Genomic DNA, 23,834 nt, shown 5'->3' on the forward strand with positions numbered 1-23,834 from the left:
CGGTTATTTCCCTATTCTGTGCACGGCCGCGCGGGCCGCGACCGCCAACAACCCGGCCCCCGCCAGCGACAACAACATCAGCATCACCGCCACCACCGCCGCCTGATTCCAGCCTTCAGCGCCCGACTGCTGAACCCGCAGCATCAGTTGCGACATGGAGTTGAGGTTGACCGGCCCCGCCACCGACTGAAAGGAAAAATCACCGGCGGCGCCGATAAAGATCAGCATCATCGCCGTTTGCAACGCCCGCAGCGTCAGCGGCAGCACGATGCGACGAAAACGAACCCAGGCGCCGGCGCCAAGATTGCGGGCGGCGTCCAGCACCGTGTCGCCGATAGCCTGAACCGAACCACTCAGCAACAGCAACGCAAACGGCATCTGTTTCCAGACCTGCAACAGAATCACGCCGATGCCGTTGGCGTCGTTTTGCATACGAATCGGCCGCTCCGTCAGCCCCAGTCGTAGCATGGCGACGTTGAGAAACCCCTGATAAGAGATGAAATTGACGAACAGAAACGCCGCGGTCAGCCCCGGCACCAGCAGCGGCGCTTTCAGCAACGCACGCAGGGTGACGGCCCCCGGAAACGGCTTGCGCAGCCAAATCGCCAGCGGGTAGGCCAGCGCCGCCGACAGCAGCGCGCTAACCAGCGCAATGCGCGCCGAGTAGAAAAAAGAGCGCCACAGCTGTTCGTCGGTCAGCATGGTTTGCCAGAAACGCAGCGATAACCCGCTGTCGCCGGCAAAATTAAAGAACCCCAGCGACTGGGAAAACGCCATCCCCAACACTGCGCCCATCGCCAGCACGATGATCCCCAGCCCCGGCAGCAGCATCAGGTAAGCCATCAGCGACGATCTCATGCCGCCACCGCTTCGCGCAAAAACTGCAACGCGCCGGGCGGCAGTGAAAAATAATAGGTTTCCCCTTCCAGCAGCGGCTGATAACCCAGCAGTTGAATCCGGTAATGAACGCTGTCGCTATCCTGATGACAACCTTCGATATCCGTCAGGTTGCCGAGAAAGGTCTGGCGTTTAACCCGCAGCGAGAAGATATTCTGCCCCAGCGCGGGCAACGACAGCAGGCAGGCGTTTTCCGGCCGCCAGCACAGATAGACCCGCTGCTGAGCCGGCGGCTCGTCCGACGCAACCACGAATTCACCCAGCGCGGTGTCGACCCGATACTGCCCGGCGTCCCCATCCCGCGCGGTAACCGTGCCCACCATGATGTTGGCGGTGCCGATAAAATCGGCCACAAAGCGGTTAACCGGCCGGTGATAAATCTCCTGCGGGGTTCCGGACTGAATTACGCTGCCGCCGTGCATCACGATCACCTTGTCGGACATCGCCAGCGCCTCCGCCTGGTCGTGGGTCACATAAACCGCGGTGAAACCGTGCTTACGCTGTAAGGTACGGATCTGCAACCGCAGTTGTTCACGCAGCCGAGCATCCAGATTGGACAGCGGTTCGTCGAACAGCATCACATCCGGGCGCACCGCCATTGAGCGCGCCAGCGCCACCCGCTGCTGCTGACCACCGGATAGCTGGGTGGGTAATTTATCCAGATGCCCGGCCATCGCTACGGTCAGCGCGGTTTCCACCACCCGATGACTCAACGCCTCACGTGGTACTTTGCGCTGCTGTAACCCAAAGGCGATGTTTTCCGATACCGTCAGGTGGGGAAACAGCGCATAAGACTGAAAGCACATCGCCGTATTGCGTTTTTCCGGCTCCAGGCCGTTCATTTCCCGGCCGCCGATGCGAATGCGCCCGCCGTCCAGCGGGACAAAACCGGCAATGGCGCGCAGCAGCGTGGTTTTGCCGCACCCGGATGGCCCCAGCAGAGTGACGAACTCCCCCTCGTTAACGTCAAACGACACCCCTCTAAGGACAGGAACGTCACCGTAAGCCACACTGGCGCGTTCCACTTCCAGTCTACTCATTACATGGTCTCCCGTGAGTCGCAAGGCATCATGTTCAGCAAGGTGAAAACGTCATTAATTCAACTTATAATGCAGTATGCATAATAATAATGACAGATATGTTGCAAGAATGTAATGGGAAAATCATGAATCAATCTATTGATATAAAAATAAATATCTAAATTTTCACTGTGACTATCTTTATTTCCGGGTTGCATATCATGCATGGCGCAATTATCATTCATAATGTTTAATAATTAACATGATATACACTAGCGACAATGCCCCGCAGGTGCTGGTTTAACTGCACGATTTGGCGATATAAAAAGGAACTGCACACCATGAACACTCGCGCTGGAACCTGCGTCTGATGCGGTCAATACTTCACCATAACGAAAGCATCACCGTGAACGAACGCATGGTGCTGGACATTGTTCGCCGCCATCGAAACATCATGCGCTCGGCGGTTTCTCCGCTGACCAACCTCACCCAACCGTCGGTGCACCGCATCATCGACAGCCTGCTGGAGCGCGGGCTGCTACGGCTGGGCGAATGCATCGTGCACGGACGCGGCAAACCCAGTCCGGCGCTGGAACTGGCGCCCGCCGCGCGCTACAGCATCGGCATTTCGGTAAATACGGATATGCTGGCGTTCTGCCTGTGCGATTTCAGTTGCCAGGTATTGCATGAAGAAACGCTGGATATCGCGCTGAATGACCGCACTCGGGCGATGTTTACGCTGAAAGACCGGGTGCGCAAGACGCTGCAACACTACGCTATTCCGGCGTCGACGGTCGTCGGCATCGGGTTTGCCATCGCCGGTTATCTGATGGAAGAAAAGCGGTTGTTCAATGCGCCGGAGCCGCTGCGCGACTGGTCACTGGTGGATCTCAAAAGCGAACTGGAAACGTTGTTCGACCTGGACGTCTGGACGGAGAACAACGCCACTACCGGCGCAATTGGCGAATCGGTGCTGGGCGCGGGGCTGTACTATCCCACCTTCGGCTACCTGTCGTTCAATTACGGCTTTGGCGCCGGCCTCATCCTCAATGGGCAGCCGTTTTCCGGTGCGTTCGGCAATGCCGGTGAGATCAGCCGCATTTATACCGAGCAGGAATTCACCTCCCGTCCGGCGCTGGGTGAACTGATCAAGCGGCTTAATGCGCGCGGTATCGATATCCAGCGGGTAAGCGCCCTGCGCCAGCAGTTCGACCCGCAATGGCCGGGCGTAGACGACTGGGTGGCGGAGGTCAGGCCATACCTGAACCGGGCGATTGACGCGCTGCGGGCGGTGATTGACCCGGCCGCCATCGTGTTCGGCGGTGAATTGCCGACGGCGCTGGGCAAGATGCTGCTCGACGTGCCGCCGATCCAGCAGCCGCCACGTTACGGTCTCGCCGCCCAATATCCCCAACTGTTGCTAAGCCAGATCCAGCACGACCCGTCGGTGATTGGCGCGGCGTTGATGCCGCTTAAAGCACGTTATTTCGCCTGACGCCCGTTTGGCGTAAGCCAACTGCAAACCAGAGATTATGAGTGACGGCGTCACGTTTAAACCGGCGTCGACGCGGCCGTCAGCAGCGTCACCAGGGTGGCGACCTCGGCGTCGCAGGGCTGCTTTTCTTCCTCTACCACCAGATATAACGGGGTGAAACGCCGACCGCCCTGTGGCAGCGACAACGGCTTCAGCTCGCCGGAAGCCAGCCAGGGTGCGATACGCGCCTCCGGCATCCAGCCATAACCGACGCCATGCATGACCGCTTCTATCGCGGCTTCCACCGTGGTGAACGTCCAGTTTTCCGCGCTGGCCGGCTTACGCAAACTGTCTTTTTGCTGTTGTCGGTCGATGATTTCAATCAGCGGATATGCCGCGAGATCCTGAAACGCCAACGGCGCGGCTAACCGGTGCAACGGATGATCGGCCCGTGCTACGGCCACAAACGCCATTTCCATCAGCAGCCTTCCCCGATTGATGCCGTCCCACGGCCGGGAAATCAGCCAGATATCCGCCTGACGATCCGCCAGTTGCGCCCGATTTTCACTACGCAGCACCTCCATCAGGTGCACCTGCGTATGCGGGTGGCGAGACTGAAAATCGCGCAGTGCGCCAAACAGCGTGGACTTGGGAAAAATGCTGTCCACCACCAGGTCGATTCTGGCTCGTCCGCCACGTCGCAGCACCTCCGCCCGCGACTCCAGCGCCTGAAAGGCATTGAGCAACGGGATAACCTGCGCCAGCAATTGCTGCCCCTGCGCCGTCAGCACCGTTCTGCGCCCGGATGGCGCCAGCAGCGACACCCCCAGCCGCTCCTGCATCAACGACAATTGATAGCTGACCGAAGATTGACTGCGGTTGAACGCTTGCGCCGCCGCGGCAAAGCCGCCCAGTTCCACCACCGCCTGCAGCAGCGTCCATTGTTCCAGTGTGGTTTTCGTCAACACCATGCTTCAGCCCGCCTTTGTATACCTAACGACTGTTTATGCACCGAACCTATCGTTCGGTTCATCACCTCAATTCATCTAATTATCGAATTAATTAGCGCTAAAAACAGCGTTATTAATCAACTTAATCCGCTTTTATACTCCAGATAAGTCAACAGAAGGAAAACAGTATGAGTAGCTTCGACAAACAGGATCTCAGCGGTTTTGTGGGAAAACATCTGGTCTATACCTACGACAACGGCTGGAATTACGAGATATACGTGAAAAATGACCACACGCTGGATTACCGTATCCACAGCGGCATCGTGGGCAATCGCTGGGTGAAAGACCAGCAAGTGTTTATCGCCCGCGTCGCCCGCGACGTCTGCAAGATCTCCTGGACGGAACCAACCGGCACCGACGTAAGCCTGATCATCAATCTGGGCGATCGGATTTTCCACGGCACCATTTTCTTCCCCCGCTGGGTGATCAACAACCCGGAAAAAACCGTCTGCTTCCAGAACGATCACATCCCGCTGATGGAGTCCTATCGTGCGGCAGGCCCGGCCTACCCGACTGAAGTGATTGACGAATTCGCCACCATTACCTTTGTGCGCGACTGCGGCGAAAACGATAACAGCGTCATCAATTGCCCGGCCAGCGACCTGCCGGATAATTTCCCGCAGAATCTGCGTTAAGTCCCCCCACGGCGGCCCGTCCGGTCCGCCGTTTTTTCTTTCCTGCCGTACCGTATTCCCCCTACGTAATACGTCTGCATCGGGCAAAACCAGACTTCACCTAATTGACCGGCAACGCCATAAATTGAAGTGGAACGCCATTTTGAAAAATGCAAAAATCATTCGTCCCGCGTGAATACCGCCTGTTTTCACGGTTTACAGAATAACCGTTCACTTTATTTATGGATGAAGAAATATGGATATTTTGCTTAGTCTGGTCAAAACCCCTGCGGTGATTATCGCCATCGTGGCGTTTCTCGGATTGCTGTTTCAGCGCGCCCCGCTTTCCCGCCTGATTACCGGTACGTTTCTGTCTTTTATCGGTTTCACCATGATCAAAATTGGCGGCAGCATTCTGATGAAAGTGCTGACCGCCTTCAGTTCGTTGTTTTCTCACGCCTTCGATATTGTCGGCGTGGTGCCCAGCAATGAAGCGATTATGGCGGCGACCATTGACAAGATTGGCGCGACCGCCGCGCTGATCCTGCTGTTCGCCATGGTGCTAAATATTCTGCTGGCCCGATTCACCCGGCTGAAATACATCTACCTGTCGCTGCATCTGGTGCTGTTCATGGCCTTTGCCTTCACCGCGGTACTGATTCAGCTTAATTACAGCAATACCACTATCATTGTGGTGTCCTCGCTGTTGATCGGCCTTTACATGGCCGCGTCGCCCTATATTCTCAGCCGGTTCAGCCGCGATATCATCGGTTCCAACGAATACGCCATTTCCCATGCCGCCATCTCGTCTTATGTGCTGGGGTCTTATATGGGGAAATGGTTCGGCAACAAAAACAGCAACACCGAGCACCTGACGCTCAGTCAGCGCTTCGACTTTCTCCGCGAGCCGAATGTCGCCACACTGCTGACCATGTTGGTGCTGTTGCTGCTTTCCTGCCTGTTCGCCACCCGGCCGCAAATCAGCGACGCTATGGTGATGGTGTACGGCGCTGGCGCGGCGGATAAAAACGTAGTGATTTTTATTCTGGAACAGTCCGCCACCTTCGCCTGCGGGCTGTATCTGGCCAAGGCCGGCGTAAACCTGTTCACGGCTGAAATCGTGCCGGCGTTCAAGGGCTTCGCCAATGTGTTCGCCCCCGGCGCCATTCCGGCGGTCGATGTGATGGTGCTGTTTACCAAAGCGCCCAACGCCACGCTGATCGGCTTTCTGATCAGCTTCTCGGTGGAGCTGGTGTGTATTCTGCTGTTCCCGCTGGTTGGACTGCCGATTATCGTGCCCGGCATCATGGCCAGCTTTATCACCGGCGGCGCCGCCGCCATTTTCGGCAACGCCACCGGCGGCGTGCGCGGCGCGATTATCGCCAGCAGTCTGAATGGCCTGCTGCTGTGCGTGCTGCCGGCGCTGACATTGCCGCTGTTTTCGCATCTCGGCGCGCAGGGCGTCACATTCGCCGACCCGGATTTCACGCTACCGGCGCTGATTCTGGATCATCTGCTGCGCTGGTTTAACTGACGTCTCGTTCAATCCACCCCAAACAATCCATCAAAACAAAACGGCAGGCTCTGGTGGCCTGCCGTTTTTCTTGGTGATACCGAAACGCCGGCTTAGAACGTCGTCCAGTTATCCGATGACGAGCTGGCTGGACGGCCGGCGGGCAACGCGGCGGTACGGGCGCTGTTATCTGTCATCCGCGCGCTGCTATCCGTCATCCGCGGGCGTACCAGCGCCGGGGCGTGGCCGGATAGCGCCGGTTCATCCTGTGGCGACAGGCGGAAGACCGACACCAGCCGCGACAGATTCGCCGCCTCATCCTCCAGCGAATTCGACGCCGCGGACGATTCATGCACCATCGAAGCGTTCTGCTGAATAGTGGTGTCCATTTCCGATACCGCCGCGCCTATTTGCGCAATGCCACGGCTCTGTTCATCCGACGCCGAAGCGATTTCGCCCATGATGTCGTGGACCCGCTTAACGGATGCCATAATGTCATCCATCGCGCTCCCCGCATCCGACACCAGCACCGTCCCGGTATTGACCCGGGTCACCGATTCTGAAATCAGCCCTTCAATCTCTTTGGCCGCCTGAGAACTGCGCTGCGCCAGATTGCGTACTTCACCGGCCACCACCGCGAAACCGCGCCCCTGCTCCCCTGCGCGCGCCGCTTCCACCGCGGCGTTCAGCGCCAGGATATTGGTCTGGAACGCAATGCTGTTGATGACGGTGGTAATATCGGAAATCTTTTTCGAACTGCCGGAGATGTCATCCATAGTCTGAATCACCTTGTGGATGATCTCACCGCCCCGATTGGCGTTACCGGAAGCCTGCTCGGAAATCTGGCTGGCATGGCGGGCATTGTCGGCGTTGTTTTTCACCGTAGCGGTCAACTGTTCCATGCTGGCGGCGGTTTCCACAATCGCCGACGACTGCTGCTCGGTACGCGAAGACAAGTCGTTGTTGCCGGCGGCGATATCCGAAGAGGCTTTCGCCACGCTGTAGACGCTGTGCCGAATGTCGGCGATCAGCTGGCGCAGTTTTTCAGTCATCGACATCATCGCCAGCGTCAATTGCCCCAGTTCATCATGACGCTCCACCACCACGCTGGCCGACAGATCGCCGCCGGCGATCTTCTCCGCCAGTTTCAGGTTGGCGATCACCGGTCGGGTAATCTGGCGGGTGACCGACCAGGCAATGAACAGCCCCAACACTGCGGCGGCAATGCCGGAAATAATCGTCTGGAATACCGAGTTATTGATAATATCGTTGTTACGAGCGCCGATTTTTTTGAGAATCCCGTCGATGTCGTTAATCAGCTTATCCCCGGTCGCTCTGAGCGCGGAATCGGTCGTTCTCAGTTGATTAACCTTATCGTTATATTTCACGCCGCTCTGGTTATAGCGCTCAATTCGGCTACCGAGTTCGCTGACGCTATTTTTAGCCTCCGCAGGGAGCAATCCATTCAGGCCGTCGAAGGATTTTTTCGCCTGATCATAAACGCCCTGCATCGATTTAAACGCCGCTTCGCTGCCTTCTTTTTGCAACAGATGCACTTTATCCACCAACTGTGCGTAGAGCACGCTGGTCTGATGATATTGCCGTAACAGATTGATATCGCTAGAACTGACGTAGAACGCATCGCTCAGGGCTTCTTTCTGGTCAAGCGCGGCGATCTCTTTGGTGACATCGTTCATGCCGTCAACACTGCTTTTGACACGATCGATATTTTTGGCGTATTCCGTAAAGTCCTGCGCCACATTGCTGAAATCGCTCTGATACGTCGCATCCCAGCGCAGCGCGTTGGCTTTTTCATTTAGCTGACGAGCCTGTTCAAGGTATTTATTCAGGTTGTTGAGGTTGTCATTATTGAGCGTATACGTGAATTTAATCCGGGCAATTCGGGTAAGATCAATAAAGTTTCCCATTTCATTCATGATCGAACTTTTAATATATAAATCCTGAATCATGAAAAAACGAACCGAGCTGAAGGCCGACGCCAGAATAACCAGCAGCAGCACCAGGCCAAATCCGCCATACATCTTGTGAGAGATCTTTAGATTTCGCACATAATTCCCAAACACACTCATCCTTGCTTCTCCGACTGGGTGGAATGCGCCGTGATAAAGGCGACAGATATTTTTACTTATCGGAAGATAATGATGTTTTTTTAGCAAAATCTAGTGACGAGAATCACACTTAACGCAAAATAATGCTTTATTGCAATCAGAAGTGATTGGCTCTCATCATCAAACCGCGTTAATCAACACCCAAAAAGCCCCTGCCGGAAGGCAAGGGCTAAGCAGTCGGGCAAGGAAATAGGATTATTTGACCGCCGCCAGACTTTTGCCAATCGCCAGAACTGTACTGGCCTGACGCTGCTGGGCCGGCTCAAACATTTTGTTGTCCACCAGCGTTACCGGCTGGATTTCGATGATGCGACCTTTCACCACGGCAGAGCACAGCGAATGCACCACCTGGTCATTCAGAATGGTCAGCAGGCAACGGAACTTCGGCGTGCCGTCAGCGACCAGATCCTTTTTTTCCGGCCGGATACGCTGGCGCAGCATCTCTTTCTCGGAACTGGCGACCACGACATCCAGTTCGCTATCGCCAGCCGCCGTCTGCCCGTTGGTCAATGGCGGCATATAAACGGTTACCAGCGCCTTACGCTTGGTTGCGGTATCCACATACTCCGCCTGCACCGAATGCTCTTTCGCATCCACCTCCACCTTCTGCCGTTTCAAACCATCGACAACGGCCGGCAGTGCGTCGCCCAGCTGTTGAGAGGTATAACCGGCGATCAGGTCCGGATTGCCGTTGTCGGCAAAACCATAGAGCGGCATAGCCAGCAACAGACCGCACAGCCCTTTCGTTATAACGCCCTTACTCATGTTCTTCTCTCCTTTAATAAATGCGTCTGATTTTTTGATACAAACCATCCCCTGATAACACTATATATCGAATTGTTTTTTTATCAGTGTGATAGCGTCAATTTTTACCGCAATTCGGTTGCTCTGACGCAGTATCCGCAATTCAGCGCGACCATCGGTAGCCCGCCGCGCGGCATTTTCCCGGCGCTCATCCGTTCACCCTGTTCCGCTCTACATGCACATCAGCAACGAAGCCGAACCCAGAGCAGGTTATACACGCCTTTTGCCGCATCACTCGGTGATCAACAGCGAATCAATAAGTGACAACGTCACTTAAAAGACTGGCGCACTGTACCACGGCAACTATAGTTTTGTTGGGTGACCCGATACGACTCAGTCCTCTGCATGGCCGCCGGTTGCGCGGTGCAGTGAACCAACACGTTGAAAACCCATGACAATGGAAAAGAAGGGAACATCATGAAACTGAAAGCATTGATTCTGTCCAGCCTGTTCGTTAGCGCGATAGCCGGCGCGGCAAGCACCACGGTAACGCTAAAAGAGGCGCTGCCGACCGGAGACGGCAATACGCTTGGTGATATTACCATCACCGAAACAGAATACGGCCTGCTGTTCAGCCCCAGCCTGAAAGGATTGCCGCCGGGCATTCACGGCTTCCACGTGCATGCCAACGCCAGCTGCGCGCCGGGCGAGCAGAACGGCAACAAGGTGCCGGCACTGGCGGCCGGCGGCCATCTGGACCCACAAAAAACCGGCAAACATCTTGGCCCTTACAACGACAAAGGCCACCTTGGCGACCTGCCGGGGCTGGTGGTCAATGCCGACGGCACCGCCAGTTACGAGGTGCTGGCACCACGGCTGAAATCGCTATCGGAGGTGAAAAACCACGCGCTGATGATCCATACCGGCGGCGATAACTACTCGGATATGCCAAAAGAGCTGGGCGGCGGCGGCATGCGTATCGCCTGCGGCGTTATTCAATAACATGTTGTCAACCGACGCGGCCCAACCGGCGGCGTCGGCCATCTCTGCACGTTTTTCAGTCCCCCTTTGTTTGCGCGGCATTCCTGATAAAACACCGAAAACATTAGATTTTATTAATTATAATCTGTCGTTATTAATCATTTCTATCACCACTTATTACCTTATTGATGCCAAGGTTATTACCGATGTGATCCTGTACACGGAAATGAATTTCTTGCTTATACCGTTGATAGCAGGTGATCGAGATCACCCTATACCCTGAAAGCATCTCGTAGGATGAACTGTGCTTCCCATTAAATTAATTTAAATATAGGGAGTGGGAATATCATGTCATCTTTCCTGAGCCATATCGCAATCCCGGGTTTAAAAAGGAACCGCCCTGCACGTGGGGCCTATCGCTGCGATGCTTTACCCTCCTCGCTGTCAGCCCTCGGGTTACCATCAAAACCGGGGTTGCTGCTGGTATTTGTGCCACCTGAAGCCAATTTTTCAGAGGTCAACCGCGCCTGGCAACGTTTCTCTGCCCCCCATCGCACCGTTATCACCCTTTCCTCCACCGGCGCATTATGCAGCCAGCGCAATAATTCCACTTACTGCGACATGAACGGTCCGTATGGCAGCTGGCTGTGGATGCCCCAATCACTGATCGCTAAACATGAAGTGCATCTGGTGGATCTGCACATGCATGACAAACCCAGCGCCCGCGCCAGGATCGATGCCATCAGGCAAGAACTGGAACGCCTGGATGTCAGTTTGCCGCTCTCTTCGGATAACACGTTTGCGCTGATTTATTGCGATGGCCTGGCTGCGTCGGAAGGGTTTCTGATGCAAGCCTGGTATGCCTGCCGCCGTTTCCCCTGTCTGACCATTGGCGGCGCGGCAGGCGGGCGGCTCGATTTCAGCGGAACCTACATCGGTGCGGACAATACGGTGCTGCAAGGAAAAGCCGTGATTGTGTTCTGCCAGATGGCGCCCGGTAAGTCTTTTGCGCCGTTCAAGAGCCAGAACTTTGATCCGACAAAACAAAGCTGGCTGGTGGCGGAAGCCGACCCCGTCGCCCGCACGGTTAAGTCCGTCTTTGACGCCAACGGCCATGAGCAACCCATCATTGAGGCGATCGCCTCATGTTTGCGCTGCCCGCCGAACCAAATCAGCCAGCATCTGACAGGAAAAACCTTTGCGGTTAAAGTCAACGATGAATACTTCGTCCGATCCATCGCATCGATTAAAGAAGACCGCATTGCCTTTTTCTGCGATCTGGAGTTTGGCGACCGTCTGTATCTTATGCAGTCAACGGATTTTATCGCCACAACCGAGCGGGACTGGCAACAGTTCATATCGCAATATGGCAAACCGGATCTTGTTCTACTCAATGACTGTGTACTACGCCGTGCGGGCAACCCCAATTTGGAACAGGCCCAATTCTTTGATCAGGTCCCCGCGGCGGGTTTTTCCAGTTTTGGTGAAATTCTGGGTGTGCCGATCAACCAGACGCTATCTGCGCTGGCATTTTTCAGTCGTGATGTTAAGGCGATGACGCACTTCCCGGTCGAATACGCCGCGTATGCTGGCCACTACGCTCAGCGTTCCCTGCGGCGTTGGGAAGCCTTGCATGACATTCAGTCCGCGGTGGTCAAACAAGTGGTCGATTACGAGCAGGCGCTGGCGCCATTGCTAACGGCCATGCCGCAGCTTGAGCAGGCAACGTTACGACAAAGCGATACGCTGGATGTGGCCCAGACCAGTATTCGCGCGATTAGCGAATCCGCCGCAAAGACGCAGGAAGCGCAGATCCGGCTTGAAACCGGCCTCAACGATCTGGAGCGTATTTCAAAAGGCATCAGTCATATCACCAGCGGCATTAACGCCATTGCGGATAAAACCAATCTGCTGGCGCTGAATGCGGCGGTGGAGGCCGCGCGCGCCGGCGAGGCGGGCCGGGGATTCGCCGTGGTCGCCGACGAGGTACGCAAACTGGCCAGCTCATCCAAAGAGCAGGTGGATGCCACCACTCACAGCATCAACGAAGCCGTTGAAACCATCGCGCATATTCGCACCATTGCACAGCAGACGGTAACGACGACAACGCAGATGGCGGATAAAAGCATCTCGGCGGCGAATCAAATCGCCGATATGAGCGCGGAAACCGAGAAAGACCGGTCCAATATGACCGCTAACCTGGGTAATTTGAAGGATCTTGCCAAAGGTATGGATGCTATGCAGGATGCCGTCAACCAGTTGACCACCCTGCAAAAACTCGCCTCCTCCTAAATCGGCCCTCAACCGGCGGCGGCCGTTCTTCCCACCCGCCGCCTCCGGCGCTTCCCTGAAAAATCATGCAGTTTTTATGTGACAGACAGCGCTATTAAAGCGACAATGCTGACCACGCTTAAATCAGGTCACCACGTCATCGTAATTGGCCGACGTTTCACAACACGATATCCATGCAGACATTTTTATTTGACACGCTACCAACGCCCATCGGGGAATTATTATTGATTGCCGATGAAAATTATCACCTTAGGGCGGTGGAATGGCGTGAATATGAAGAAAAATTATCTCAATCTCTGAATAAGCGTTATCGCCACGATCCATTCGTGTTAAAAGCCTGTAATAATCCTGGTGGATTAACCGATGCTCTGCGCGCCTATTTCGCCGGCGACCTGCATATCATTGAAACGCTGCCGGTAGCCGCCGCCGGCACCGACTTTCAGCACCAGGTATGGCAGGCGCTTCGCACTATATCCTGTGGCAGTACAACCACTTATGGCGATTTGGCCGCCAGACTCGGCCAACCGGGCGCCGCGCGCGCCGTTGGTCTGGCCAATGGCGCCAACCCGATCAGCATCGTGGTCCCCTGCCATCGTGTTATCGGTGCGCAAGGCGCGCTCACCGGTTATGCCGGCGGCATTCATCGCAAACAATGGTTATTAACCCACGAAGGGTATTTGCCACAGCGGAATTTATTCAATACCGACCATTAACTTACCGTGGATGATGTAGCCGCAGGGTAAAAAATCCGAATGTGATGGTAAAAATATTAATAAGCTCACTATTTATTGGTCAGTTCCAGAGATAGCAGATCTTATCAGACTCAATAAAAGCTGTTAAAATTGACCGATATCAATTATCGCCTGAGTAAAGTCTATGATTCCTGAAAAGCGAATAATCCGACGCATTCAGTCTGGCGGTTGCGCAATCCATTGTCAGGACTGCAGCATCAGCCAGCTGTGTATTCCTTTCACGCTGAACGAGCATGAACTTGACCAGCTCGACAACATCATCGAAAGGAAGAAACCCATCCAGAAAGGGCAAGCGTTGTTCAAGGCCGGTGATGAACTGAAATCACTGTACGCCATCCGCTCAGGCACCATCAAAAGCTACACCATCACCGAACAGGGTGACGAGCAGATCACCGGTTTCCATCTGGCGGGCGATCTGGTCGGGTTCGACGCCATCGGCAACGCCCAGCACCCCAGCTTTGCTCAGGCGCTGGAAACCTCCATGGTGTGCGAGATTCCGTTTGAAACGCTGGATGACCTGTCCGGCAAAATGCCTAATCTGCGTCAGCAGATGATGCGGTTGATGAGCGGCGAAATCCGTGGCGATCAGGACATGATCCTGTTGTTGTCAAAGAAAAACGCCGAAGAGCGACTGGCGGCGTTCATCTACAACCTGTCCCGCCGTTTCGCCCAGCGCGGCTTCTCACCTCGCGAATTCCGCCTGACCATGACCCGCGGCGACATCGGCAACTACCTTGGCCTGACGGTGGAAACCATCAGTCGCCTGCTCGGCCGTTTCCAGAAAAGCGGCATGCTGGCGGTGAAAGGCAAATACATCACCATCGAAAATATCGAAACGCTGGCCGAACTGGCCGGCAACTCACGTAGCAAAGCGTAGCACCCCCATCCCCTGACCGGATCAATGATTGCTCTGAATTGTCGATCCGGTCTTCATCACCAGTTGTTCAAAGCGATTTCCTTGCGTTACTCTTAACGGGCAGGCTGCAGCGTGACAGCCAACAGGAGGAGCTATGGCGAAGTATCAGAACTTACTGGTAGCTATTGACCCCAATCAGGATGACCAGCCCGCGTTACGACGGGCCGTTTATCTGGTCCAGCGGCTTGGTGGCCGTATCAAGGCATTTTTGCCTATTTACGACTTTTCCTACGAAATGACCACCCTGCTCTCTCCGGATGAAAGAACCGAGATGAGACAAGGGGTTATCGCCCAACGAACCGAATGGATTGCGGAACAGTGTAAATACTATCTTGATGCGGGAATCGCTATTGATATCAAGGTAGTCTGGCATAACAAACCTTATGAAGCCATTATTCAGGAGGTCATTGCCGGCAAACACGACTTATTGCTCAAAATGGCTCATCAGCACGACCGGCTGGAAGCGGTGATTTTCACTCCGACCGACTGGCAGTTGTTGCGTAAATGCCCTTGCCCGGTGTGGATGGTGAAAGATCAGCCGTGGCCGGAAGATAGCCGTGCGCTGGTGGCGGTCAATCTGGCCAGCGAAGACCCGTATCACGATCCGCTCAATATCAAGCTGGTGTCGGAAGCGCTGGATCTGGCCCGGCAGGTCAATCAGACCGAGGTCCATCTGGTGGGCGCCTATCCGGTCACGCCCATCAATATCGCCATCGAATTGCCGGATTTCGACCCCGGCGTTTACAACGGCGCCATTCGTGGTCAGCACCTGCTGGCGATGAAATCACTGCGACAGAAATTCAACCTGGACGAGCGGGTTACCCATGTGGAAAAAGGGCTGCCGGAAGAAGTGATTCCCGACCTGGCAGAACATTTGCAAGCGGGCGTGGTGGTGCTGGGATCGCTGGGGCGGACCGGTTTGTCCGCTGCGTTTATCGGCAACACGGTGGAGCATGTGATTGATCACCTGAAGTGCGATCTGCTGGCTATCAAGCCGGACGATTTCGTCTCTCCGGTGACCTTGCAAGGGGAAGCCGACCACCCGGACGAAAACGCCTGACGGCTGCCGTTCGTCGCACACACCATTAAATGACAACGGGGGCCAGATGGCCCCCGTTGTGTTGCTGCAACCAACCGCCTGGCGGGATTACAGCGCTTTCAGAATCGCCTCGACGCTTTCTTTGGCATCGCCAAACAGCATCTGGGTGTTTTCCTTGAAGAACAGCGGGTTCTGTACACCGGCATAGCCGGTATTCATCGACCGTTTGAACACAATCACGTTTTGCGCTTTCCACACTTCCAGCACCGGCATACCGGCAATCGGGCTATGCGGATCTTCCTGCGCCGCCGGATTGACGGTGTCGTTGGCGCCGATCACCAGCACGGTGTCGGTATCAGCGAAATCATCATTGATTTCATCCATTTCCAACACAATGTCGTAAGGCACTTTGGCTTCCGCCAGCAGCACGTTCATATGCCCCGGCAAACGCCCGGCCACCGGGTGGATACCGAAACGCACGTTGACGCCGCGCGCCCGCAGTTTGGCGGTAATGTCATGCACCGGATACTGTGCCTGCGCCACCGCCATGCCGTACCCCGGTGTAATGATCACCGACGTGGAGTTTTTCAGCAGTTCCGCCACCTCTTCCGCCGTGGTTTCACGATGCTCGCCCACCGCCTCATCACTGCTGGTGGAAGAACCATCGGTACCGAAACCACCGGCAATCACGCTAATGAACGACCGGTTCATCGCCTTGCACATGATGTAAGACAGGATGGCGCCGGAAGACCCGACCAACGCGCCGGTAACGATCAGCAGATCGTTGCTCAACATGAAGCCAGCGGCCGCCGCGGCCCAACCGGAATAGGAGTTCAGCATGGAAACCACCACCGGCATATCCGCGCCGCCGATAGACGCCACCAGATGCCAGCCAAACGCCAGCGCAATCAGCGTCATCAGCAACAGCGCAAACACCTGCATTGCTACGCTGCCGGTTTTAACAAACACCAGCAACAGCAGGAATGACAATACCAGCGCCAGCAGATTCAGCTTATGACGGTTAGGCAACATCAGCGGTTTAGATGAGAACAAACCGCGTAGCTTGCCAAACGCGACGATCGAGCCGGTAAAGGTTACCGAACCGATGAAAATCCCCAGAAACACTTCGGTCAGATGGATATTTTCCATGATCGGGTCGGCAATATCGCCTTCGCCGATAAAGCTGTTAAAACCGACCAGCACCGCCGCCAGACCGACAAAACTGTGCAGAATCGCCACCAGCTCCGGCATCTCGGTCATTTCCACTTTGCGAGCCAGATGCACGCCGATAGCGCCGCCAATCACCATCGCCGCGATAATCCACCCCACGTTGCCGGCGTTCGGCCCAAGAATGGTCGCCAGCAGCGCAATGGTCATCCCGCTGATGCCGAAAATGTTCCCCTGACGGGACGTCTCGTGTTTGGATAAGCCAGCCAGGCTGAAAATAAACAAAATTGCAGCAACGATATACGCTGCCGTCACTAGTCCTCCAGACATCCGTTACCCCTTAATTCTTGCGGAACATTTTCAGCATGCGCTGAGTGACGGTAAACCCGCCGAAAATATTGATGCTGGCGATCAGCACGGCGATGAAAGAGAAAAAGGACACCCATCCACCATGTCCGATCTGCAACAACGCGCCCACCACAATGATGCCGGAAATGGCATTGGTGACCGACATCAACGGCGTATGCAGCGCGTGGCTGACGTTCCAGACCACGTAGTACCCCACCACGCAGGACAGCGCGAATACGGTGAAGTGCGACAGGAACTCTTTCGGCGCCACATTCGCCAGCCAGCCAAACAGCACAATCGCGATAGCGATGAAAATAAATTTCTTCCAGGGCGACGCGGGTTTAGCGTCCTGCTGCGCGACGGCCGCCGCGGCCGGTTTGGCCTGTTGCGGCTGAGCGGAAACCTGAATCGGCGGCGCCGGCCAGGTGATTTCGCCGGCCTTGATGACCGTTACGCCACGGATGACGGTATCCTCGAAATCGATCTCGATCTCGCCGTTCTTCTCTTTGCACAGCAGCTTCAACAGGTTCACCAGATTGGTGCCGTACAGTTGTGAAGACTGGGTCGGCAAACGGCTCGGCAGATCGGTATAACCGATGATTTTCACACCATTTTCCGTCACCGTGACCCGATCCGCGACGGTCAGCTCGCAGTTACCGCCGGTCTGGGCCGCCAGGTCGACAATCACGCTGCCGGGTTTCATGCTCTGCACCATCTCTTTGGTGATCAAGCGCGGAGCCGGTTTGCCGGGGATCAGCGCCGTGGTGACAAGAATATCCACCTCTTGCGCCTGCGCCGCGAACAACGCCATTTCCGCCTTGATAAAGGCTTCAGACATCACCTTGGCGTAGCCGTCGCCGCTGCCGGCTTCTTCTTCGAATTCCAGCTCCAGGAACTCGGCGCCCATGCTTTTAACCTGTTCTTTCACTTCCGGGCGGGTATCAAACGCACGCACAATGGCGCCCAGGCTGCCTGCCGCGCCAATCGCGGCCAGACCCGCCACGCCCGCGCCGATGATCAGCACCTTGGCCGGCGGCACTTTACCCGCCGCCGTGATCTGACCGGTGAAGAAACGGCCGAATTCATGCGCGGCTTCGACAATGGCGCGATAACCGGCAATATTCGCCATTGAACTCAACGCATCCATCGACTGTGCGCGCGAAATACGGGGAACGGAATCCATCGCCAGCACCGTCACCTGGCGGGCCGCCAGCGTTTCCAGCAATGCCGGGTTCTGCGCCGGCCAGATGAAGCTGATGATCGTGCTTCCGGCACGGGTCAATTCCACTTCCTCATCCAGCGGGGCGTTAACCTTGAGCAGGATATCGCTCTGCCAGACAGCCGCCGTATCCAGAATCGTTGCGCCGGCCTGCTCGTAAGCCTCATCCTCAAAACTGGCGAGTTTTCCGGCCCCACGCTCAATGGCGACCTCAAAGCCCAGTTTCAGCAGCTGCTCCACCGTTTTTGGCGTGGCTGCGACACGGGCTTCATTGGCCAACCTCTCTTTTGGTACACCAATACGCATTGTGAATCCCTTTTCGTTGTCACGAAGGTTTTATATGGTTGTGTCAATCACCTAAAAACTAACTTGTCGCCGTTGCCAGCACCCTCAGGCGATAGCGATAAGTCCCTTTATAACCTACTTAAAATGGAATTAATGATCCACCGCTAAAACCATTAGGTTCTAAAAGCAGAATTTTGACAGGTGACGATGGCTATTTATGGTTAAAAATCACAGCTAAAACAGATTTTTCTAACATTATTACCATATTAATGTTTCGAGCCATCTCACAAAAAGCCCCTGTTAACGCTTTGTTAAGCGCACTGATTCTGATAAATATCGTTTATAAAAGGAATTCGGTTATTAATAGTGATTATTTCCATTTTTCTCTTCTTCCATTATCAACTCAGCGGTTTTGCGGGATTTGGCTTAAAATGCAGAGGCATAACGTCAGGTTCCGTGCCATAATCAGCGGCTACCACAGAAGATGGCTTGGTACGTATTCACCGTATGCGTCAGGCGAAAGGATTTTTTATGAAGCTGAAAACTAGCGTTGTTGCATCAACTCTTTTATCAATAGTAGCGTTTTCGGCGCAGGCTGCGCAGGAACTTACGCCAGAGAAAGCAGAATCACTAAAACCCTTTGAGCGTATTACCTTTTTAGGTCGTTACGATGCCATTTACGAAGCAGCGTCCGATGCCTCTAAAAAGGCGGATGAGCGTGGCGCGGCGGCTTTTTATATCCAAAGCACCTCGGAAGTGAACGGTGGGCGCTGGGCCGTTACCGTGGATCTGTACCACAAGGACGCGCCGGAAGCGACCAAAGACACCAACTACCGTGAATTCAGCGGCGTGAAAGAACTGCCGAAAGATGACGCGGTACGTCTGGAACCCTATGACACGGTCACAGTCACCGGTTATTTTGGCAACCAGCCGGAAGTGAATGAAGCCATTGGCAAAGCAGCCAAGCAGAAAAACGCGTATTCCTTCTATATCGTGCGTCAGGTCGATATCAACTCCAGCGGCGCAACCCAGTCCATCACCGCTTTCGTCTACAAAAAAGATGCGCCGAAACGTCAGGTGCAAAGCCCGGACGCCATCCCGGCAAACTCGGAAGCCGGCAAAGCAGCGATTGCCGCTGGCGGCGCAGCGGCTTCCAAAGTGGAAATCCCTGGCGTAGCTACCTCTTCTAGCCTGAGTAATAAAGTGGGTAACTTTTTCCAGACCCAGTCTTCCTCTGTCGGATCACGTTACAGCGTCACCATGCCCGATGGCACAAAAATTCAGGAGCTGAATAACGCGACGGCGGCACAGATGGCACCGTTTGACTCCATTAGCTTCCGTGATAGCTTCAGTAGCCCCACGGATATTTCTGAAGAGGTAGCGAAGCGAGCGGCGAAAAAAGGCGCCAAGTTCTACCACATCACCAAAGAGTGGCAGGAAAACGGCGACCACTACACCATCAGCGCCGACTTGTATAAATAATCGTTTTGTACAAATAACCATGGTTCGATGCATAAAAAAACCGCCTGTTGGCGGTTTTTTTACATCTGCGGGTAAATCAGTTGCTGGTATCCAGTTCCGGGAAGCTTTTGACCAGTTCATCGATCGCTTTCATCTGCTGCAGGAACGGTTCCAGTTTAGCCAGCGGCAAAGCGGAAGGGCCGTCGCACATGGCGCTGTTCGGTTCCGGGTGTGCTTCAATAAACAGCCCTGCAATTCCGACCGCCATACCGGCACGCGCCAGTTCGGCCACCTGAGCACGACGTCCGCCGGACGCGGCGCCGAACGGATCGCGGCATTGCAACGCGTGGGTAACATCAAAAATCACCGGCGCGCCGTGGGAAACCTGCTTCATGACATTAAAGCCCAGCATGTCCACCACCAGGTTGTCGTAGCCAAAGTTACTGCCGCGATCGCACAGAATCACCTGCTCGTTGCCGCCCTCGCGGAATTTATCCACGATATTGCCGACCTGCCCCGGACTGATGAACTGCGGTTTCTTGATGTTGATGACCGCGTCGGTTTTCGCCATCGCTTCCACCAGGTCAGTCTGGCGGGCGAGGAACGCCGGCAGCTGAATGACATCCACCACTTCGGATACCGGTTGCGCCTGCTGCGGCTCATGCACATCGGTAATGATTTTCACGCCAAAAGTTTGCTTCAGTTCCTGGAAAATCTTCATCCCTGCTTCCAGACCCGGACCACGGTAAGAGTGGATGGAAGAGCGGTTCGCCTTATCAAAAGACGCTTTGAAAACATAGGGGATACCCAGTTTCTGCGTTACCGTGACATAGTGCTCGCAAATCCGCATCGCCAGATCGCGGGATTCGAGCACATTCATGCCGCCAAACAGAACAAACGGCAGAGAGTTGGCAACCGGGATATCTCCGATGTTAACCACTTTATTGTTCATAAACTTACCTTATTGTCGGATAAATCAGATGATCGGGGTTCAGGCGTTTTACCGAACTAGTGCAGCACAATCTGCTTCTGCTCGATAGAGTGAATCTGCACCTTAATCATTTCGCTAACCGGATCTTCCGGGCATTGTTCCACGAAATAGCTCAGGTCTGACAAGGCGATATGATCGCATTCCAGTTGGGCGTAAATCAGGCCACGGTCACGGATTTCATACGGATCTTCCGGGTCGAACTGCAGCACGGCTTCACTGGCGCGCAGCGCCAGCTCCATCTGTTTCTCTTCCATCAGCGCGACCTTGAGCGTATCCAGCAGCTTGCGGACAATCATCACGTTTTCCGCTTCATCCAGATCGCTGTCCATCAGCCTGGCGGAAAGACCAATGTTGCCTTTTAGCCACACTTCCAGCACGTGTTCGCTCAGCGTGTCGCCGTTTAGCGGATTAATCAGCCACATTTCATCGTCGAGCCAGTCGGCGCGTAAAATCAGCTGGGTCGGGAAAATTACCGGCATCAGCGGCAACCCCAGCTGATTAGCGATATGCAGGAAGATAATTCCCAACGATACCGGCATCCCCTGTCGGGTAGCCAGCACGTTGTCCAGCCACAGTACGTCGGACAAATGGTAAACGCCACTGGCGCCGCCAAAGCCCCAGGAATGGAAGAAGAGCTCAATGAGCTGTTCCAGCTGTTGATCCTGATCCAGATCGGCGGAGATGACCGCCCGCGCTTCTTCAACGAGTTGCTGCAGATTTTGTCTCACTTCCTGCGCGGAAAAATCGCGGCGTATTGACTGGGAAACCAGAATCACGCCTTCACTTAAGGGGGACTGGTTAAATTCAAAATCAGCAATAGAACTCATAGTTATTCCATCAAGCAAAGATAACGTCAGCTGCACGCCTGAAAAAGCAAATTATTCATCAGCCCATGCACGCCTTGCGGGCGCGGAAGCCAGCGGATCAGATAATAATGCCAAACCTGGCGCTCGTCAGCAGGTCTGTCCAGAACGTCGAGCGATAATCATGGCTAATCATTACCAATGTGATCCGGCTCAAGCCCCGGCAACGCAGGTTGAGGCCGCATTCAACGCCCGTAGATTGCCCCGGCGGGCCATTGCCCCAGCGTCACTCGCTCATTATCGCCATAATCGCGGTAGGTTTTCACTTGCACAAAACCATACTGCGTCAGTAATGACCGTACCGCATCGCCCTGCTGCCAGCCGTGTTCCAGCAGTAGCCAGCCGCTATCCAGCAAAAATCCCCCCGCTTGCCGGATAATTTGCCGCAAATCAGCCAGCCCAGCCTCTCTCGCCACCAGCGCGCTGGCGGGTTCGAAACGCACATCGCCTCGCGACAGGTGCGGGTCATGCTCGTCAATGTAGGGAGGATTGCTGACAATCAGAGAGAAACGCTGCCCATTCAGCGGCGAAAACCAGTCTCCCGGCAAAAACCGGGCATTGGCGATTCCCAACTGACTGGCGTTATGATTGGCCAGCGCCACCGCGTCGGGCTGACGATCAATCCCCACCACCTGACAATCCGGCCGCTCATGCGCAATCGCCAATGCAATCGCTCCGGTGCCGGTGCCCAAATCCAGCACCGATGAGGCACCGGCGGGCAAATGCGCCAGCGCGTGTTCAACCAAACATTCGGTATCCGGACGCGGGATCAGCGTCGCCGGCGATACGGCCAGCGATAGCGACCAGAACTCCCGATGCCCGACCAGATAGGCAATCGGCTCGCCGGTGGCGCGGCGCGCCAGCAAGGCTGCAAGCGCCGAGCCCTCGCCATCGGTCAACTCGGTTTCACCAAACGCCAACAGAAACGTGCGACCTTTTCCGGTCACATGTTCCAACAGAATCTCGGCGTCTCGCTTCGGGCTGTCGCTGGCCTGCAGTCGGGCTGCCGCCTGTTTCAGCCAGTCCTGATAATTCATTGATCCTGCTCGGCCAGCGCCGCCAGTTGATCCGCCTGATATTCCTGCACGATAGGCTGAATCAGCATATCCAGTTTGCCTTCCATCGCCTCGTCCAGCCGATAGAGCGTCAGGTTGATACGATGATCGGTCACCCTTCCCTGCGGAAAGTTGTAGGTGCGGATACGGTCGGAGCGGTCGCCGCTGCCCAACAGGTTACGCCGGGTCGAGGCTTCTTCCTGCTGGCGCTTTTGCATTTCCGCGGCGCGAATGCGGGCAGCCAGCACCGACAATGCTTTGGCTTTGTTCTTGTGCTGTGAACGCTCATCCTGACACTCGACCACAATGCCGGTCGGCAGGTGGGTGATACGGATAGCGGAATCGGTGGTGTTGACGTGTTGCCCGCCGGCGCCGGAGGAGCGGAAGGTATCGATTCTCAGATCGGCAGGGTTGATATCCGGCAGTTCCGCTTCCGGTACTTCCGGCATCACCGCGACGGTACAGGCGGAGGTATGGATACGCCCCTGCGACTCAGTGGCCGGTACCCGCTGCACCCGGTGGCCGCCGGATTCGAATTTCAACTGGCCGTAGGCGCCGTCGCCCGCTACCTTGGCGATCATCTCTTTGTAGCCGCCGTGTTCGCCGTCGCTGGCGCTCATGACTTCAACCTTCCAGCGGCGGGATTCGGCATAACGGCTGTACATACGGAACAGATCGCCGGCAAACAGCGCGGCTTCGTCACCGCCGGTGCCGGCGCGAATTTCAAGGAAACAACCGCGTTCGTCATCCGGATCCTTCGGTAGCAACAACACCTGTAATTGCTGTTCCAGTTCTTCGCTGGCCGCTTTAGCCGTTTTCAGTTCGTCCTGCGCCAAATCGCGCATTTCGGGGTCATCCAGCATCAGTTCGGCCGTGGCGAGATCGTCCTGCGTCTGCTGCCAGCGCTGAAAGCAACGGGTAATGTCGGTAAGTTGCGCGTACTCGCGGGACAACGCCCGGAAACGGTCCATATCGGCAATCACGCTGGGTTCTCCCAGCAGCGCCTGCACTTCTTCATGGCGCTCTTGTAACGCTTCCAGTTTGGCAACAATAGAAGGCTTCATG

The 23,834-nt window shown here is 55.3% G+C and carries 21 protein-coding genes; 10 read left to right on the plus strand and 11 right to left on the minus strand.

The window, feature by feature from the left end:
• Nucleotides 1-3: 3 nt before the first annotated feature.
• Both DDA898_RS00175 and DDA898_RS00180 read right to left on the minus strand, forming a co-directional pair.
• A complete protein-coding gene (locus tag DDA898_RS00175) occupies nt 4-858 on the minus strand; it encodes an ABC transporter permease (protein ID WP_013317968.1) in 855 nt (284 codons plus the stop codon).
• Nucleotides 855-1,937 (minus strand): ABC transporter ATP-binding protein, encoded by a 1,083-nt coding sequence (locus DDA898_RS00180; protein WP_038909797.1) that lies wholly within the window; start codon nt 1,935-1,937, stop codon nt 855-857. The genes DDA898_RS00175 and DDA898_RS00180 overlap by 4 nt, the downstream gene beginning before the upstream one ends.
• A gap of 349 nt (nt 1,938-2,286) precedes the next feature.
• On the opposite strand from DDA898_RS00180, the gene DDA898_RS00185 reads away from it, so the two are divergent.
• On the plus strand, nt 2,287-3,411 hold the full coding sequence (locus tag DDA898_RS00185) for an ROK family protein (protein WP_038909798.1): 1,125 nt from the start codon (nt 2,287-2,289) through the stop codon (nt 3,409-3,411).
• A 56-nt stretch (nt 3,412-3,467) separates the two neighbouring features.
• On the opposite strand, the gene DDA898_RS00190 is transcribed toward DDA898_RS00185, so the two are convergent.
• Nucleotides 3,468-4,361 (minus strand): LysR family transcriptional regulator, encoded by an 894-nt coding sequence (locus DDA898_RS00190; RefSeq protein WP_013317971.1) that lies wholly within the window; start codon nt 4,359-4,361, stop codon nt 3,468-3,470.
• Nucleotides 4,362-4,528: 167 nt separating this feature from the next.
• Here DDA898_RS00190 and DDA898_RS00195 point away from each other — a divergent pair, with 167 nt between their 5' ends.
• Both DDA898_RS00195 and ulaA read left to right on the plus strand, forming a co-directional pair.
• Complete coding sequence (locus DDA898_RS00195) at nt 4,529-5,035, plus strand: phenolic acid decarboxylase (RefSeq protein ID WP_013317972.1); 507 nt, start codon at nt 4,529-4,531, stop codon at nt 5,033-5,035.
• Between the two features lie 235 nt (nt 5,036-5,270).
• Nucleotides 5,271-6,548 carry a PTS ascorbate transporter subunit IIC gene (gene ulaA / locus DDA898_RS00200; protein ID WP_038909799.1) on the plus strand — a complete coding sequence of 426 codons (1,278 nt, stop codon included), beginning with the start codon at nt 5,271-5,273 and terminating at the stop codon, nt 6,546-6,548.
• Nucleotides 6,549-6,640: 92 nt separating this feature from the next.
• Here ulaA and DDA898_RS00205 read toward each other — a convergent pair whose 3' ends face one another.
• Nucleotides 6,641-8,617 (minus strand): methyl-accepting chemotaxis protein, encoded by a 1,977-nt coding sequence (locus DDA898_RS00205; RefSeq protein WP_038909801.1) that lies wholly within the window; start codon nt 8,615-8,617, stop codon nt 6,641-6,643.
• 234 nt (nt 8,618-8,851) lie between these two features.
• Nucleotides 8,852-9,421 (minus strand): hypothetical protein, encoded by a 570-nt coding sequence (locus tag DDA898_RS00210; RefSeq protein ID WP_038901242.1) that lies wholly within the window; start codon nt 9,419-9,421, stop codon nt 8,852-8,854.
• Between the two features lie 456 nt (nt 9,422-9,877).
• On the opposite strand from DDA898_RS00210, the gene sodC reads away from it, so the two are divergent.
• From sodC to uspE, 6 genes are all read left to right on the plus strand, one after another.
• Nucleotides 9,878-10,402: a superoxide dismutase family protein gene (sodC, locus tag DDA898_RS00215; protein WP_013317977.1), complete on the plus strand. Its 525-nt coding sequence runs from the start codon at nt 9,878-9,880 to the stop codon at nt 10,400-10,402.
• A gap of 1 nt (nt 10,403) precedes the next feature.
• A complete protein-coding gene (locus DDA898_RS00220) occupies nt 10,404-10,664 on the plus strand; it encodes a hypothetical protein (RefSeq protein WP_038909802.1) in 261 nt (86 codons plus the stop codon).
• Between the two features lie 65 nt (nt 10,665-10,729).
• Nucleotides 10,730-12,673, plus strand: coding sequence for a methyl-accepting chemotaxis protein (locus DDA898_RS00225; RefSeq protein WP_038909803.1), 1,944 nt, complete (start codon nt 10,730-10,732; stop codon nt 12,671-12,673).
• Nucleotides 12,674-12,846: 173 nt separating this feature from the next.
• The gene (gene ogt / locus DDA898_RS00230; protein WP_038909804.1) at nt 12,847-13,386 is read left to right on the plus strand and encodes a methylated-DNA--[protein]-cysteine S-methyltransferase; all 540 of its coding nucleotides are present in this window, start codon (nt 12,847-12,849) and stop codon (nt 13,384-13,386) included.
• 163 nt (nt 13,387-13,549) lie between these two features.
• On the plus strand, nt 13,550-14,302 hold the full coding sequence (fnr, locus tag DDA898_RS00235; protein WP_013317981.1) for a fumarate/nitrate reduction transcriptional regulator Fnr: 753 nt from the start codon (nt 13,550-13,552) through the stop codon (nt 14,300-14,302).
• A gap of 133 nt (nt 14,303-14,435) precedes the next feature.
• Complete coding sequence (uspE, locus tag DDA898_RS00240; protein ID WP_013317982.1) at nt 14,436-15,401, plus strand: universal stress protein UspE; 966 nt, start codon at nt 14,436-14,438, stop codon at nt 15,399-15,401.
• Between the two features lie 87 nt (nt 15,402-15,488).
• Here the strand turns inward: uspE and pntB are convergent, their stop codons facing one another.
• Entirely contained in the window at nt 15,489-16,877 is a 1,389-nt protein-coding gene (gene pntB, locus DDA898_RS00245) for a Re/Si-specific NAD(P)(+) transhydrogenase subunit beta (protein ID WP_038909805.1), read from the minus strand.
• Between the two features lie 10 nt (nt 16,878-16,887).
• The gene (gene pntA, locus DDA898_RS00250) at nt 16,888-18,420 is read right to left on the minus strand and encodes a Re/Si-specific NAD(P)(+) transhydrogenase subunit alpha (protein ID WP_013317984.1); all 1,533 of its coding nucleotides are present in this window, start codon (nt 18,418-18,420) and stop codon (nt 16,888-16,890) included.
• A 510-nt stretch (nt 18,421-18,930) separates the two neighbouring features.
• On the opposite strand from pntA, the gene ydgH reads away from it, so the two are divergent.
• Nucleotides 18,931-19,881: a DUF1471 family protein YdgH gene (ydgH, locus tag DDA898_RS00255; protein WP_038909807.1), complete on the plus strand. Its 951-nt coding sequence runs from the start codon at nt 18,931-18,933 to the stop codon at nt 19,879-19,881.
• 76 nt (nt 19,882-19,957) lie between these two features.
• Here ydgH and kdsA read toward each other — a convergent pair whose 3' ends face one another.
• The 4 genes from kdsA to prfA form a co-directional block, all read right to left on the minus strand.
• Nucleotides 19,958-20,812 (minus strand): 3-deoxy-8-phosphooctulonate synthase, encoded by an 855-nt coding sequence (gene kdsA / locus DDA898_RS00260; protein ID WP_038909808.1) that lies wholly within the window; start codon nt 20,810-20,812, stop codon nt 19,958-19,960.
• A gap of 56 nt (nt 20,813-20,868) precedes the next feature.
• Nucleotides 20,869-21,678: an invasion regulator SirB1 gene (gene sirB1, locus DDA898_RS00265; RefSeq protein ID WP_013317988.1), complete on the minus strand. Its 810-nt coding sequence runs from the start codon at nt 21,676-21,678 to the stop codon at nt 20,869-20,871.
• A 221-nt stretch (nt 21,679-21,899) separates the two neighbouring features.
• A complete protein-coding gene (gene prmC, locus DDA898_RS00270) occupies nt 21,900-22,751 on the minus strand; it encodes a peptide chain release factor N(5)-glutamine methyltransferase (protein WP_038909809.1) in 852 nt (283 codons plus the stop codon).
• A complete protein-coding gene (gene prfA, locus DDA898_RS00275; RefSeq protein WP_038909810.1) occupies nt 22,748-23,833 on the minus strand; it encodes a peptide chain release factor 1 in 1,086 nt (361 codons plus the stop codon). The genes prmC and prfA overlap by 4 nt, the downstream gene beginning before the upstream one ends.
• Between the last annotated feature and the right edge of the window lies 1 nt (nt 23,834).

Origin of the sequence: Dickeya dadantii NCPPB 898 (assembly GCF_000406145.1) — a bacterium.
GTDB lineage: Bacteria > Pseudomonadota > Gammaproteobacteria > Enterobacterales > Enterobacteriaceae > Dickeya > Dickeya dadantii.

Coding starts and splice junctions, on each gene's coding strand:
- DDA898_RS00175 (WP_013317968.1), bottom strand. CDS start 858: ATGAGATCGTCGCTGATGGCTTACCTGATGCTGCTGCCGGGGCTGGGG.
- DDA898_RS00180 (WP_038909797.1), bottom strand. CDS start 1,937: ATGAGTAGACTGGAAGTGGAACGCGCCAGTGTGGCTTACGGTGACGTT.
- DDA898_RS00185 (WP_038909798.1), top strand. CDS start 2,287: ATGCGGTCAATACTTCACCATAACGAAAGCATCACCGTGAACGAACGC.
- DDA898_RS00190 (WP_013317971.1), bottom strand. CDS start 4,361: ATGGTGTTGACGAAAACCACACTGGAACAATGGACGCTGCTGCAGGCG.
- DDA898_RS00195 (WP_013317972.1), top strand. CDS start 4,529: ATGAGTAGCTTCGACAAACAGGATCTCAGCGGTTTTGTGGGAAAACAT.
- ulaA (WP_038909799.1), top strand. CDS start 5,271: ATGGATATTTTGCTTAGTCTGGTCAAAACCCCTGCGGTGATTATCGCC.
- DDA898_RS00205 (WP_038909801.1), bottom strand. CDS start 8,617: ATGAGTGTGTTTGGGAATTATGTGCGAAATCTAAAGATCTCTCACAAG.
- DDA898_RS00210 (WP_038901242.1), bottom strand. CDS start 9,421: ATGAGTAAGGGCGTTATAACGAAAGGGCTGTGCGGTCTGTTGCTGGCT.
- sodC (WP_013317977.1), top strand. CDS start 9,878: ATGAAACTGAAAGCATTGATTCTGTCCAGCCTGTTCGTTAGCGCGATA.
- DDA898_RS00220 (WP_038909802.1), top strand. CDS start 10,404: ATGTTGTCAACCGACGCGGCCCAACCGGCGGCGTCGGCCATCTCTGCA.
- DDA898_RS00225 (WP_038909803.1), top strand. CDS start 10,730: ATGTCATCTTTCCTGAGCCATATCGCAATCCCGGGTTTAAAAAGGAAC.
- ogt (WP_038909804.1), top strand. CDS start 12,847: ATGCAGACATTTTTATTTGACACGCTACCAACGCCCATCGGGGAATTA.
- fnr (WP_013317981.1), top strand. CDS start 13,550: ATGATTCCTGAAAAGCGAATAATCCGACGCATTCAGTCTGGCGGTTGC.
- uspE (WP_013317982.1), top strand. CDS start 14,436: ATGGCGAAGTATCAGAACTTACTGGTAGCTATTGACCCCAATCAGGAT.
- pntB (WP_038909805.1), bottom strand. CDS start 16,877: ATGTCTGGAGGACTAGTGACGGCAGCGTATATCGTTGCTGCAATTTTG.
- pntA (WP_013317984.1), bottom strand. CDS start 18,420: ATGCGTATTGGTGTACCAAAAGAGAGGTTGGCCAATGAAGCCCGTGTC.
- ydgH (WP_038909807.1), top strand. CDS start 18,931: ATGAAGCTGAAAACTAGCGTTGTTGCATCAACTCTTTTATCAATAGTA.
- kdsA (WP_038909808.1), bottom strand. CDS start 20,812: ATGAACAATAAAGTGGTTAACATCGGAGATATCCCGGTTGCCAACTCT.
- sirB1 (WP_013317988.1), bottom strand. CDS start 21,678: ATGAGTTCTATTGCTGATTTTGAATTTAACCAGTCCCCCTTAAGTGAA.
- prmC (WP_038909809.1), bottom strand. CDS start 22,751: ATGAATTATCAGGACTGGCTGAAACAGGCGGCAGCCCGACTGCAGGCC.
- prfA (WP_038909810.1), bottom strand. CDS start 23,833: ATGAAGCCTTCTATTGTTGCCAAACTGGAAGCGTTACAAGAGCGCCAT.